Below are 12,782 nucleotides of genomic sequence, written 5' to 3' on the forward strand. Positions count from 1 at the left end.
GGGCTTGCGCTGTCGCGGGCGTGCCGTGCAAGTATCGACGCGCGCGTTGTCCCCGCGCCTCGAAGACGTCATTCGTTCCGCCGCACGTGAGGACCCCAACTCTCTTGGCCTGGCCAGCAGCTCTGCCCGGTGCCGCTGTGCGCGTGTTGCGCACGGCGGCCGGACGGCGTGCGCTGCAACTGGCGGTGCTGGCGGGTGGGTTGTTCGCACTCGGGCTCCTCAGCGGTGAGCAGGCGCACGCGGCCGACGGGACACCGTCCGTGACATCGGCGGCGGCCTCCCCTTCTGTCCCGTCCGTCTCGGCCGACGGGTCACGGGTGTTGGCGAAGGGCGTGGCGAAGACGGCCGTACAAGGCCTGCTGCATGCGCCGGCCGAGCGGGCGGAGCGTCATCCCGCGGCCGGGACCGGCATCGACTCCGCCCTGGGCATCGGGCTGAGGAGTGCGACCGGGACGAATGGTGCGACCTCGTCCAGCCCCGCGCGCCCGGCCGCCTCCACGCCTCCGCCCGCCCCGACGCCCCCCGCCACGCCCGCGCCGGCCACTCACGCCCCGGTGTTCCACGAACCGGCAACTCACGGCCAGGCACCCCACGCCCCGGCGTCCCGGGATTCCGTGCCCCAGGACCCCGACGCCCGGGGCTCCCTGGCTCAGGCCACACAGGACGCCGTCCGCTCCGGCACCGGTAGCCTCGTGAAGCCGGTGGGGGACCTGGTCAGGTCCGTGACCCAGAGCCTCGACGAGGCGTTGGCGGTGACGCCCGCGCTGTCCGATGTGCCGTTGCTGCCCGTCACCGGGAGCACGGTGCCGCTGCCCGGTCTGTCCGAGCTGCCGGGGACGATGCTGCCCGCGCCGGTCACCGCGACGCCCGCGCCAGGGCGGCCCGGCGGTGAACGGCCTGCCGCCGACGGCACCTCCGGCACGAGGAGCCGTACGGCTCTCGGCGCGACGACCGCCGCGCACGAACCGGACCGCACGCCCGCCGCTCCCGCACCGGACGCGGTGGCGCACACCAGCGGCCACCGCGCCGCACACCCCGGAAACGCCCCGACCCACCCCGCGCCCACCGGAGACCCGGACGGCTCGCTGGGCGGTCAGTCGGCGCTCGACAACGGCGGTTCCCGGCACATCGACGCCCACGCCGTCACCCTGAACGACCGGGCGTCGCTGCGGCTTGTGCCCGGCACCGCCGCGCGCGACGACGCGGCCGGGATTCGGGACAGGCACCGGGACATCCCCGTCTTCCCCGGTTAGGACACGGCCGGCCTCCTCCCCGCCACAGACCTGTCGTCCGGGGGCGGAACAGGTCTGCCCACCCGTCCGGATCCCCCACCGATTTCTCCGGACGGCCATATCCCCCGATCGCGCTTCCGACGCCAGGGAAGCCCTCGCGGCTCCGGCGTCGTGGAACCCCTAAGGATCTGACGTACGCATGAACAAGAACATCCGCCGCTCCATCGTGATAGCCGCCGGTGTCACCGGTGCGTGGGCGCTCGGCTCGGCCGTGGCCAGCGCCGACGAACTGCCCGCCTCCTCCGTCTCGGTACCGGACGGGACCACCGATGTCACCGGCACCCTGACCGACACGGTCGACGGGGTCGTCTCCGACGTCCAGGACACCGTCTCGGGCGTCACCGGCGCCGTGAGCTCGACGGTGTCGGGCACGGCGGCCAAGGCGACCTCCACCGCCACGGACACCGCCACCGACCCCGTGGGCACCGCGAACAAGGTCACCGCGCAGGCCCGGCAGCCCGCGCCTTCCGGTGCCGCCGACCAGGCCCGCCGCTACGTCGACGCCAAGGTGCCGACGGCTTCGAAGGTCCGGGGCGCCCAGGCCATCCAGGGCACGAAGGCAGCCCGCACCGCCAAGGCCGAGACGGCTCGGGCGGCTCACCAGGTCACCACCGGGGCCGCCACCAAGGTCGCCGACGCGACCTCCCCGCAGGACGAGATCGACTACCTCTTCGGCCCGCTCGCCTCCTTCGCCCCCGAGGTGGAGCAGGCTCTCGCCGCAGCCCAGACCCAGCTCCAGGCCACTCAGGCCGCCGCCCGCATCCAGGCGCAGGGCGTCGACGGCGCCGTCCGCACGAACGTCCGGCACACGGTCGCCGGAGCGGGCCGCACCGCGACGGGCGCCACCGGCACGGCCCAGGGCAAGGCCACCGAGGCGACGACGGCGGCCGAGGCCACGGTCGCGGCCGTACCGGGCCACGTCACGGGCACGGCCGGCACCGTCCAGCAGCACGTCGTCGGCACGGTGAACGGTGTGCACGGCCAGGTCACCGGCATAGTCGGCGGTGCTGAGCAGCGCCTCGTCGGTGACGTGTATGCCGTGCCCGGCGCCGTCGGGCCGGTTGTGGACGAGACCGTTCCGCCGGTGGCGGGTGCCGCCGTAAACGGTGTGGAGCCGGTCGCCGAGCAGGCGGTGACGGGCGTCGTGCCCCTCGCCCAGTACGCGGTGGCCGGGGCCGTGCCCACCGTCACCGGTGCGGTGGGCGGGGTGACGCCGGTGGCCGGTGGCGCCGTGGCCGGGGTGACGCCCGCCGCTGGGCACGCCGTGGAGGCGGCGGCCGGGCTGGCGTACGGGATCGTCGCCGATGTCCGGCCCGTCGCGGGCGGTGTAGTCGAGGGCGTCCAGCCCGTCGCCGGGGGCGCGGTCACCGGTGTGTGGGGTGTGGCGGGCGGTGCGGTCGCCGACGGCCGGCCGGTCGTCGGCGGGGTCGTCGCGGACGTACCGCCGTACGCCACCGGGCTGGTCGGACAGGTTGCGCACGACACGGCCGACGCCGTGCTGCCGCCGGTCGCCGGTGCCGCCGTGCACGGGGTCGTGCCGGTCGCCGGGCAGGCGGTGGCGGACGCGGGCGCGCTCGCGTACGGCGTCGCCGGTGACGTCCAGCCCTTCGCGGGCGGTGTCGTCGGCGCCGTACCGCCGCTCGCGTACGGCGTGACCGGCCAGGCCGTCCCCTTCGCGCAGGGCGTCGCGGGCGAGGTGCCGCCGTTCGCCGACGGGGTCGCCGGCGCCGTCCGGCCGGTCGTTCACACCGTCACCGAGACGGTCCGCCCGGTCGCCGATGGAGTCGGCTACAGCACCACGGCGCTGGCGTACGGCGTGAGCGGCGACGTCGCCCCGTTCGCGGGCGGTGTCACCGGCGAGGCCGTTCCGTTCGCCCAGGGCGTCGCCGGGCAGGCCATGCCCTTCGCGCAGGACCTGACCGGCACCGTCCAGGGCACCGCCGGCCCGCTTTCTGGGCACGCCGTCACCGGCGTCGAGGGCGTCGCCGACTCGATCACACCGGGTTACGCGCAGGGCGTGCAGTACGGCAGCAGCTACAGCGCCTGAGCAGACAGGACCGGTCGCGACCGCGATCGGTCCGAACGACTCCGCGGGGCCGAAGGGCCCGGACGGCCGAATACCGTCGGTTCGTCCGGCCTACGCCCCGCGGGCGGGGCCGGTTGATCCCCATTGGGGTGGGGATCAGCCGCCCCGGGCCCCTCACGGGCCACCCCAGAGGCCTCACCGGGTCAACCCCAGCCCGGTGAGGCCTCGCATATCGCGGCACGCGGTGCCACCGATCTTGGCATCATGTGACAGGTATCACCGCTCAGGTGTGACTCCCGAATTAGAGGCGTTTCGCAACCAGCGATAACCTGCGAGACGGACATGCCGCGCGCTCGGACACCGTGTGCGCCTCCCTAGTGACAGCGGACGTCACGTTGCCCTTCGCGGCACGCCCACGCATCCAACGAACCGCGAGATCACTGATAGGGACGGAAGCGCGTGGACCTGTTCGAGTACCAGGCGAGGGACCTCTTCGCCAAGCACGAAGTACCGGTGCTGGCCGGTGAAGTCATCGACACGCCTGAGGCGGCGCGCGAGATCACCGAGCGTCTGGGCGGCAAGTCCGTCGTCAAGGCACAGGTGAAGGTCGGTGGTCGCGGCAAGGCCGGTGGCGTCAAGCTCGCCGCCACTCCGGACGAGGCCGTCGCCCGCGCGACGGACATCCTCGGCATGGACATCAAGGGCCACACGGTCCACAAGGTCATGATCGCCGAGACCGCGCCGGAGATCGTCGAGGAGTACTACGTCTCCTTCCTTCTCGACCGTGCCAACCGCACCTTCCTCTCCATCGCTTCCGTCGAGGGCGGCATGGAGATCGAGGAGGTGGCGGCCACCCGTCCGGAGGCCGTCGCCCAGACCCCGATCAACCCCATCGACGGTGTGGACGAGGCCAAGGCCCGCGAGATCGTCGCGGCCGCCAAGTTCCCGGCCGAGGTCGCCGACAAGATCGCGAACGTCCTCGTCAAGCTGTGGGACACCTTCATCAAGGAGGACGCCCTCCTGGTCGAGGTGAACCCGCTGGCCAAGGTCGCCTCCGGTGAGGTCATCGCCCTCGACGGCAAGGTGTCGCTCGACGACAACGCCGAGTTCCGCCACCCCGACTTCGAGGAACTCCACGACAAGGCCGCGGCCAACCCGCTCGAGGCCGCCGCCAAGGAGAAGAACCTCAACTACGTCAAGCTCGACGGCGAGGTCGGCATCATCGGCAACGGCGCGGGTCTCGTCATGAGCACCCTGGACGTCGTCGCGTACGCCGGTGAGAACCACGGTGGCGTCAAGCCCGCCAACTTCCTGGACATCGGCGGTGGCGCCTCCGCCCAGGTCATGGCGAACGGCCTGGAGATCATCCTGGGCGACCCCGACGTCAAGTCCGTCTTCGTCAACGTCTTCGGCGGCATCACCGCCTGCGACGAGGTCGCCAACGGCATCGTGCAGGCCCTGAAGCTCCTCGAGGACAAGGGCGAGGCGGTCACCAAGCCGCTCGTCGTCCGTCTCGACGGCAACAACGCCGAGCTGGGCCGCAAGATCCTCTCCGACGCCGCCCACCCGCTGGTGCAGCGCGTCGACACCATGGACGGCGCGGCCGCGAAGGCCGCCGAGCTGGCCGCCGCCAAGTAAGCACCGAGGACGAGGACATCTAGACACCATGGCTATCTGGCTCAACAAGGACAGCAAGGTCATCGTCCAGGGCATGACCGGCTCCACGGGCATGAAGCACACCAAGCTCATGCTGGGCGACGGCACCCACGTCGTCGGTGGCGTGAACCCGCGCAAGGCGGGTCAGAGCGTGGACTTCGACGGCACTGAGGTACCCGTGTTCGGCACGGTCGCCGAGGCCATCGAGAAGACCGGCGCCAACGTCTCCGTCATCTTCGTGCCGGAGAAGTTCACCAAGGACGCGGTCGTCGAGGCGATCGACGCCGAGATCCCGCTGGCCGTCGTGATCACCGAGGGCATCGCCGTGCACGACACGGCGTCCTTCTGGGCGTACGCCGGCAAGAAGGGCAACAAGACCCGCATCATCGGCCCGAACTGCCCCGGCATCATCACCCCGGGCCAGTCCAACGTCGGCATCATCCCGGGCGACATCACGAAGCCGGGCCGTATCGGCCTGGTCTCGAAGTCCGGCACGCTGACGTATCAGATGATGTACGAGCTGCGTGACCTCGGCTTCTCGACCGCCGTCGGCATCGGTGGCGACCCGATCATCGGCACCACGCACATCGACGCCCTGGCCGCCTTCCAGGACGACCCCGACACCGACCTGATCGTCATGATCGGCGAGATCGGCGGCGACGCCGAGGAGCGGGCCGCGGCCTTCATCAAGGAGAACGTGACCAAGCCGGTCGTCGGCTACGTCGCGGGCTTCACCGCCCCCGAGGGCAAGACCATGGGCCACGCAGGCGCCATCGTCTCCGGCTCGTCCGGTACCGCCCAGGCGAAGAAGGAGGCCCTCGAGGCCGCCGGCGTCAAGGTCGGCAAGACGCCGACCGAGACGGCGAAGCTGGCGCGCGAGATCCTGGCCGGCTGACGCAATAGCAGTACGTGACGGAAGGGTCCGCACCCCGGCTGCCGGGGTGCGGACCCTTCCGCCTGTTTTCCGCAACAAGTCCGCTCATCTGCTGAGCGGCTGCACCCTCTCCGGCCCGTTCGCCGTCTCCTTGCTCAGCTTCGCGTGCAGCTTCTGTTCCGCGCTCGACAGCGGGCCCAGGGCCGCCTCCGGCGGAACCCCGAGAATCGCCTGCGCCGGGCCGATCGGTGCTTCGTAGCGCGTGGGCGCGGTTCGCAGCGTGAGCGTCGTCACGCCGATGATCGCGACCGTGAACGCGATGGCCGCCTGGGTCCAGAAGCGGATCCTGCGTTCACCCTTCGTGCGCACCGGCTCCGGCCTGGCCGCCCGCAGCCGCTTCATGGAGGCCAGTTCGACCAGCCGCCGGTGCAGCGCGGCGGGGTCCGACAGCTCGGGCAGGGACGCGGCGACCACGGCCCGCGCGTGCGTCAGCCGGCTTGCCGCGGCTGGTGTGCTGGCCTCCGTCTCCGCCGCCGTCTCCGGCAGACCGAGCCCCACGCCGTCGTACAGCACGAGCGTGCGGCGGTACGACGGCGGGAGCCCGAGGAGTGCGTGCAGCAGCGCGCGGTCGGCGGCGTCGGTGGGAGGGGGCTCTGGGTGTCGGTAGCGGGGGCGGAAGCGGTGCCAGGGGGAGAGGGCGCAGTCGTACGCCGCCGACCGCACCCAGCCCGCCGGGTCCCGGTCCAGGGCCACCTCGGGCCAGTGCTGCCAGGCCAGTTGGAAGGCCCGCTCCACGGACTCGCGGGCCAGCTCGCGCCGCCCGGTGAGCAGATACGTCTGCCGTACGAGGGCGGGTACGCAGAACGCGTACAGCGCGTCGAAGGCCTGAGCGGGCGTCAGGGAGGAGGGAACGGCTTCCTCGTCGCAGGGCGGTGCGAGGAGCGGCTGGGGTGCCGTCGACTCCAGGGCCGTCTCTTCCGGCGCAGTGCTCGTCCCGTTTGTCCCGTTCATACCTTTCGCCAGCGAGATCAGCAGTCGGGTGTACGCCTCCCGGTTCGGGCCGCTCGGAAAGGTACGGCCGGACTCCCACCCGCGTACGGTCTTGGGGCTCACGCCGAGCCGCTCGGCCAGCTGAGCCTGCGTCAGCGACCGGGACTCGCGCAGGCGTCGGCGCTCCTTGGGCGGCGGAAGCGGGCTCTCAGGGCTCTGCGTCACAGCACCCACCCTTTCGTACGAAAAAGAACATAAACGTATATTGGGCGACACAGCGGAGGTTCGCCTGTTACGAGGGGAAAGCGCGTGTCGTTGGGAGCATGGCCGTCGTGATCCGGATGACCGCTCGCCGACCGTCGTTGTCACCGCTGTCAGCCCCGCTGTGGGACCGCTCCCCCGGACTGGCCGCGAGCCTCATGGGCGGCGCCGTCGCGGCCGGGCTGGGGCTCGGCTCGTTCGCCGTGCTGGTGATGGTGCTGTGGATCAGCTCGCCGTATCCCGACAGCGGCCCGGGCGGTGCGCTGCACGTCGCCGCCGCGCTGTGGCTGCTGGCCCACGGCGTCGAACTGGTCCGCACCGACACGCTGTCCGGTGCTTCCGCGCCCGTCGGGGTCACACCGCTGATGCTGCTTGCGCTGCCTGTCTGGCTGCTGTACCGGGCCGCGCGGGACGCGGTGGACGCGCCCGAGGGCCCCGAGGGCGCGGACGGGCCGCCGCCGGTGGCCGCGCGGACGGCCTGGACGGGCGTCGTCCTCGGCTACCTCGCCGTCGGCTGCTGCGCCGCGCTGTACGCCTCCGGCGGCGAACTGCGGCCCTCATGGGGATGGGTGACGGGATGTCTGCCGCTCGTGGCCGCGGGCACGGCGGGGATCGGGGTGTGGACGGCGTACGGCCGCCCGCGCGAGCCCCTGCCGGATCTGTCGGCGCTGCTGCCCCGCCGACTGCGCCGACTGGCCGAGGTGCCGGACGCGCGGACGGCGCTCGACACGGCCGTGCGGGGCGCCGGGGCGGGGGTCGCGGTGCTGTTCGGGGGCGGGGCGGCGCTGCTCGCGCTGTCGCTGATCGGGCACGGCGGGGCCGCGCGGGGGGCCTTCGTCCGGTTGACGGAGGGGGTGTCGGGGCAGTTCGCCGTGCTGCTGCTGTGCGTCGCCCTCGTACCCAACGCGGCCGTGTGGGCGGCGGCGTACGGGCTCGGCCCCGGCTTCACCCTCGGCGCCGGTCACCTGGTGCACCCGCTCGCCTCCGACCCCGCGCCGCTGCTCCCGCCGTTCCCACTGCTGGCGGCGGTGCCGGACGCGGGGAGCGGGGGGCCGCTGAACTGGGCGACCGGGGTGGTGCCGGTGGCGGCAGGGGTGACCGTGGCCTGGTTCACCGTGGGACGGCGGGACGTGGAGCGGTGGTCGGCCCGGCGGACCGCCGGGGTGGTGGGGCTCGCGGCCGGATCGTGCGGTGTCGTGTTCGCGATGCTCACGGAACTGTCGGGCGGCCCGCTCGGGGGCGCGGCACTGGCGCGGTTCGGGCCGGTGTGGTGGGAGACCGGGGGAGCGGCGGCGGTGTGGATCGCGGCGGTGGGGGTGCCGGTGGCACTGGGCGTACGGGCCTGGCGGCTGTATGGGATGCGACGGGCGGCGGACACCGAGCGGCAGCCGGGCTCACCCCCGGCACCTGCACCCGCAGCGAAGGCGGCCCCGGTATCGAAACCGCAGCCGTCCGTCACGCCGAGCTCCGAGCCGTACGACTTCCTCCCCGTCGACGACGACCCCGTGCCACTGGCCTGGTACGACAACGCAGCCCGCGAAGCCCGCTGGGCCGCGCTGCGCCAGGCGACGGCGGACGCGCCGCCCCCCTCACCCGGCGCCGCCGACTGAACCCCGCCGCGTCGCCGTCAGCCGTTGGTGCTGTTGCTGGTGCCCAGCAGGTCCCCCGGGTTCGGCAGGTGGTCGCAGGACTGCTTGGCCTGGCTGGTGAGGGCGTCGTTCAGACACGTGTAGTAGTCGCGGTAGACCAGCTGGGCCGTGAAGGTCACGGCCACCACGGCCAGGGCCAGGGTCGCCGTGACCAGGCCGCTGATGGCCGCGGTCGTCTGCGGACGGCGGCCGCCCTGATCCGGGGCGGCGGGCGGGGCCGGCGCGTCGGGGTCGGGCGTGCGCGGCTTCGCGCGCAGGGCGCTGATGCCCCAGTACAGGGCCAGCGCGCCCAGCAGCAGCGCCACGTACGTCCAGGTGAAGAGGGCGAAGAAGACCGCCCACATCCCGCACAGCAGCGCGTAGCGGGCGTGGCGCTGCGCCGGGTCCGTGGGGTCCCAGCGCATGCCGGGACCGGGGCCGGGGCCGCCATTGCCGGGTCCCTCGGGTCCGCCGCCGGGGCGCTCGCCGAAGCCGCCGGGGGAGCGGCCGGGCTGGCGGTCGCTCCACTGGCTGCCCCACGGGGAGCGCCCGGAGGAGTCCGGGTCCTGGTCGCCCGTCGGCCGCCGGGGCTGCCACGGGCTGTCCGGGGTGCCCTCCGGGGGCGGGGCGAACGGGTTGTCGTCCTGCTGTGCGCCGCCCGGCTCGTCGCCGCTCCGCCCGTCCGAGGGCGCGTCCGGCGGGGACGACGGCCGCTCCCGCAGCAGCAGGGCACCACGCTCCCCTCCCTGCGCCGACTGCGGGGGGAACGTGAGGAGTCGCAGGCTGCGGTCCGGCATCAAGTGAGCGTCTTCCCCTAGGTGAACAAGGCTTTACGGGCTTTCTGGCCTGAGCGGTCTCTCTGTGAACGCACCGCATGACCACCGCGTTCCCGAGCCCGCTCCCACCCAGACGCTACCTTCCGGCCACGCCCCCGTCCCGTGGGGGCCGTCCGATGTGCCGGTATCGTTGCTGACGGTCGGCCGCTTCGTAGACTTCCCCGTATCCCGGGGCGTGAAGCACTCGTACGAATGTACAAACCACGTACGGGACCGGCAGCCGTGCACACGCTCCCCCGAGAAAGGGCCCCATCGTGGCCGCCAAGCCCGTGGCCAAGCGCCTGGTCGTCCTGGTCTCCGGATCCGGTACGAATCTGCAGGCGCTCCTCGACGCCATCACCGCCACGGGCGCCGAGGCCTACGGAGCCGAGATCGTGGCCGTTGGCGCGGACCGCGAGGGCATCGAGGGACTCGTCCGTGCCGAGCGCGCCGGGCTGCCCACCTTCGTCCGCAGGGTCAAGGACTACGAGACCCGTGACGAGTGGGACGCCGCCCTCGCCGAGGCCGTGTCCGGGTACGAGCCGGACCTCGTCGTGTCCGCCGGGTTCATGAAGATCGTGGGCAAGGAGTTTCTGGCCCGCTTCGGCGGGCGGTTCGTGAACACGCATCCCGCCCTGCTGCCCAGTTTCCCGGGGGCCCACGGAGTGCGGGACGCGCTCGCGTACGGCGCGAAGGTCACCGGCTGCACCGTCCACTTCGTCGACGACGGCGTCGACACCGGGCCGATCATCGCTCAGGGCGTGGTCGAGGTCCGGGACGAGGACGACGAGAGCGCTCTGCACGAGCGCATCAAGGAAGTCGAGCGAAGGCTGCTCGTCGAGGTCGTGGGGCGGATCGCCCGCAACGGCTATCGCATTGAGGGACGAAAGGTAGTAATCCAGTGACCGCCGAGAGCAACAAGCGGCCGATTCGCCGGGCGCTCGTCAGCGTCTACGACAAGACCGGGCTCGAAGACCTCGCCCGCGGCCTGCACAAGGCGGGCGTCCAGCTCGTCTCCACCGGCTCCACCGCCTCCCGCATCGCCGCCGCCGGCGTCCCCGTCACCAAGGTCGAGGAGCTGACCGGCTTCCCCGAGTGCCTGGACGGCCGGGTCAAGACCCTGCATCCCAAGGTTCACGCGGGCATCCTCGCCGACCTGCGCCTGGACAGCCACCGCAAGCAGCTGGCCGAGCTGGGTGTCGAGCCGTTCGACCTCGTCGTCGTCAACCTCTACCCGTTCCGTGAGACCGTCGCCTCCGGTGCCTCGCCGGACGAGTGCGTCGAGCAGATCGACATCGGCGGGCCGTCCATGGTGCGCGCCGCCGCCAAGAATCACCCGTCCGTGGCGGTCGTCACCAGCCCCGAGCGGTACGCCGACGTCCTGGCCGCGGTCAAGGACGGCGGCTTCGACCTGGCCACCCGCAAGCGGCTGGCCGCGGAGGCCTTCCAGCACACGGCGGCGTACGACGTGGCGGTGGCGAGCTGGTTCGCGTCCGAGTACGCCCCCGTCGACGAGTCGCGGTTCCCCGACTTCCTGGGCGCCACCTGGAAGCGCGAGAACACCCTGCGCTACGGCGAGAACCCGCACCAGCCCGCGGCCCTCTACGTCGACGGCAGTGGCGCCGGTCTCGCGCAGGCCGAGCAGCTGCACGGCAAGGAGATGTCGTACAACAACTACACGGACACGGACGCCGCCCGCCGTGCCGCGTACGACCACGACGAGCCCTGTGTCGCGATCATCAAGCACGCCAACCCGTGCGGCATCGCCATCGGCGCGGACGTCGCCGAGGCCCACCGCAAGGCGCACGCCTGCGACCCGCTGTCCGCGTTCGGCGGCGTCATCGCCGTGAACCGGCCGGTCAGCAAGGAGATGGCCGAGCAGGTCGCCGAGATCTTCACCGAGGTCATCGTCGCGCCCGACTACGAGGACGGCGCGCTCGAGGCCCTCGCCAGGAAGAAGAACATCCGCGTCCTGAAGGCGCCCGGCGCCCCCGCCAACTCCGTCGAGGTCAAGGCCGTCGACGGCGGTGTGCTGCTCCAGGTCACCGACCGGCTCCAGGCCGACGGCGACGACCCGGCCAACTGGACGCTGGCGACCGGCGAGGCGCTGTCCGAGGCCGAGCTGGCCGAGCTGGCGTTCGCCTGGAAGGCGTGCCGGGCCGTGAAGTCCAACGCGATCCTTCTCGCCAAGGACGGCGCCTCGGTCGGCGTCGGCATGGGCCAGGTCAACCGCGTCGACTCCGCGAAGCTGGCCGTCGAGCGAGCCGGCGCCGAGCGCGCGCAGGGTTCGTATGCCGCCTCGGACGCGTTCTTCCCGTTCCCCGACGGCCTGGAGATCCTCACCGGCGCGGGCGTCAGGGCCGTGGTCCAGCCCGGCGGTTCGGTCCGCGACGAACTGGTCGTGGAGGCCGCGAAGAAGGCAGGCGTGACGATGTACTTCACGGGGACGCGGCACTTCTTCCACTGAGCACGGACCCCGGAACACACCAGGGCCGTGTCCCCCTCGAACGGGCGGGACACGGCCCTCGGCTGTGACTGGCGTGAAGACGCCTTGCGGTCGGCTCAGTTGGAGCGGATCACGATCGACGAGCAGACCTTGTCCGCGAATGTCTGCTTCTTGGCGTCCCACGCGGGCCACAGCCAGCCCAGGTAGCAGGGCAGGCTGTCCAGGAAGTGCGCGATACGGCGGACGAAGGCCATGCCCACGCCGAGCGGCTGACCGGTGGCCTCCTTCACCAGACGGATGCCGACCGCCTTCTTGCCGATGGTCTGGCCGGTGCGGCCCTCCTGGATCAGCTGCCAGATCGCCAGGCCGAGCAGGGCGAGGCCGCCGAGGATGGAGAGCGCGGCCAGCTTCTGGCTGCTGCCGATCAGGACCAGGACGTAGGGGACGAGGAAAACGAGCCCGTCCACCAGCGTGCCCAGGAAGCGCTGGCCCCAGTTCGCGTACGGCGGCTGGGCGCCGTAACCCTGCTGGTAGCCCTGGGGCGGGTAGCCGTAGCCCTGCGGCGGGACGCCACCCTGCGGCGGGACTCCGGGGGCCTGCGGGTAGCCGTAGCCGGGCTGTCCGGGCTGGCCGGGCTGCTGCGGGTAGCCGTAACCCTGCTGGGGGTTCTGCGGCTGGCCGTACGGGTTCTGGGGCGAGCCGAAACTCATGGCGGTTCCTCCGTTGCACTGCGGGGACGACGCGGGATGCTCGGAGGAACGTCAGAACAAGCGGTTTGCCCCCCAACACGGACC

Annotated in this window: 10 protein-coding genes; 7 read left to right on the forward strand and 3 right to left on the reverse strand. The window is 72.4% G+C overall.

Annotated features, from left to right (window positions below; genetic code table 11):
• The first annotated feature begins 137 nt into the window (after positions 1 to 137).
• From ACFYXB_RS01915 to sucD, 4 genes are all read left to right on the forward strand, one after another.
• Entirely contained in the window at positions 138 to 1,253 is a 1,116-nt protein-coding gene (locus ACFYXB_RS01915; protein WP_389576788.1) for a hypothetical protein, read from the forward strand.
• Positions 1,254 to 1,431: 178 nt separating this feature from the next.
• Positions 1,432 to 3,339: a hypothetical protein gene (locus ACFYXB_RS01920; protein WP_389576789.1), complete on the forward strand. Its 1,908-nt coding sequence runs from the start codon at positions 1,432 to 1,434 to the stop codon at positions 3,337 to 3,339.
• A 438-nt stretch (positions 3,340 to 3,777) separates the two neighbouring features.
• Positions 3,778 to 4,956, forward strand: a complete 1,179-nt coding sequence (sucC, locus tag ACFYXB_RS01925) for an ADP-forming succinate--CoA ligase subunit beta (protein WP_351346239.1) — start codon at positions 3,778 to 3,780, stop codon at positions 4,954 to 4,956.
• Positions 4,957 to 4,984: 28 nt separating this feature from the next.
• A complete protein-coding gene (sucD, locus tag ACFYXB_RS01930; protein WP_351346241.1) occupies positions 4,985 to 5,869 on the forward strand; it encodes a succinate--CoA ligase subunit alpha in 885 nt (294 codons plus the stop codon).
• Between the two features lie 84 nt (positions 5,870 to 5,953).
• Here sucD and ACFYXB_RS01935 read toward each other — a convergent pair whose 3' ends face one another.
• Positions 5,954 to 7,063, reverse strand: a complete 1,110-nt coding sequence (locus ACFYXB_RS01935) for a helix-turn-helix domain-containing protein (RefSeq protein WP_389576791.1) — start codon at positions 7,061 to 7,063, stop codon at positions 5,954 to 5,956.
• Between the two features lie 98 nt (positions 7,064 to 7,161).
• On the opposite strand from ACFYXB_RS01935, the gene ACFYXB_RS01940 reads away from it, so the two are divergent.
• A complete protein-coding gene (locus ACFYXB_RS01940) occupies positions 7,162 to 8,709 on the forward strand; it encodes a DUF6350 family protein (RefSeq protein ID WP_389576793.1) in 1,548 nt (515 codons plus the stop codon).
• Positions 8,710 to 8,726: 17 nt separating this feature from the next.
• On the opposite strand, the gene ACFYXB_RS01945 is transcribed toward ACFYXB_RS01940, so the two are convergent.
• Positions 8,727 to 9,524, reverse strand: a complete 798-nt coding sequence (locus ACFYXB_RS01945) for a hypothetical protein (RefSeq protein ID WP_351346247.1) — start codon at positions 9,522 to 9,524, stop codon at positions 8,727 to 8,729.
• Positions 9,525 to 9,817: 293 nt separating this feature from the next.
• Between ACFYXB_RS01945 and purN the strand changes: the two genes are divergently transcribed.
• Positions 9,818 to 10,447 (forward strand): phosphoribosylglycinamide formyltransferase, encoded by a 630-nt coding sequence (gene purN, locus ACFYXB_RS01950; protein WP_351346249.1) that lies wholly within the window; start codon positions 9,818 to 9,820, stop codon positions 10,445 to 10,447.
• Positions 10,444 to 12,009 (forward strand): bifunctional phosphoribosylaminoimidazolecarboxamide formyltransferase/IMP cyclohydrolase, encoded by a 1,566-nt coding sequence (purH, locus tag ACFYXB_RS01955; RefSeq protein WP_389576796.1) that lies wholly within the window; start codon positions 10,444 to 10,446, stop codon positions 12,007 to 12,009. The genes purN and purH overlap by 4 nt, the downstream gene beginning before the upstream one ends.
• Before the next feature lie 95 nt (positions 12,010 to 12,104).
• On the opposite strand, the gene ACFYXB_RS01960 is transcribed toward purH, so the two are convergent.
• The gene (locus ACFYXB_RS01960) at positions 12,105 to 12,698 is read right to left on the reverse strand and encodes an RDD family protein (protein WP_389576798.1); all 594 of its coding nucleotides are present in this window, start codon (positions 12,696 to 12,698) and stop codon (positions 12,105 to 12,107) included.
• Positions 12,699 to 12,782: the final 84 nt, after the last annotated feature.

The organism is Streptomyces sp. NPDC002619, from assembly GCF_042889305.1.
In the GTDB taxonomy this organism is placed as follows: domain Bacteria; phylum Actinomycetota; class Actinomycetes; order Streptomycetales; family Streptomycetaceae; genus Streptomyces.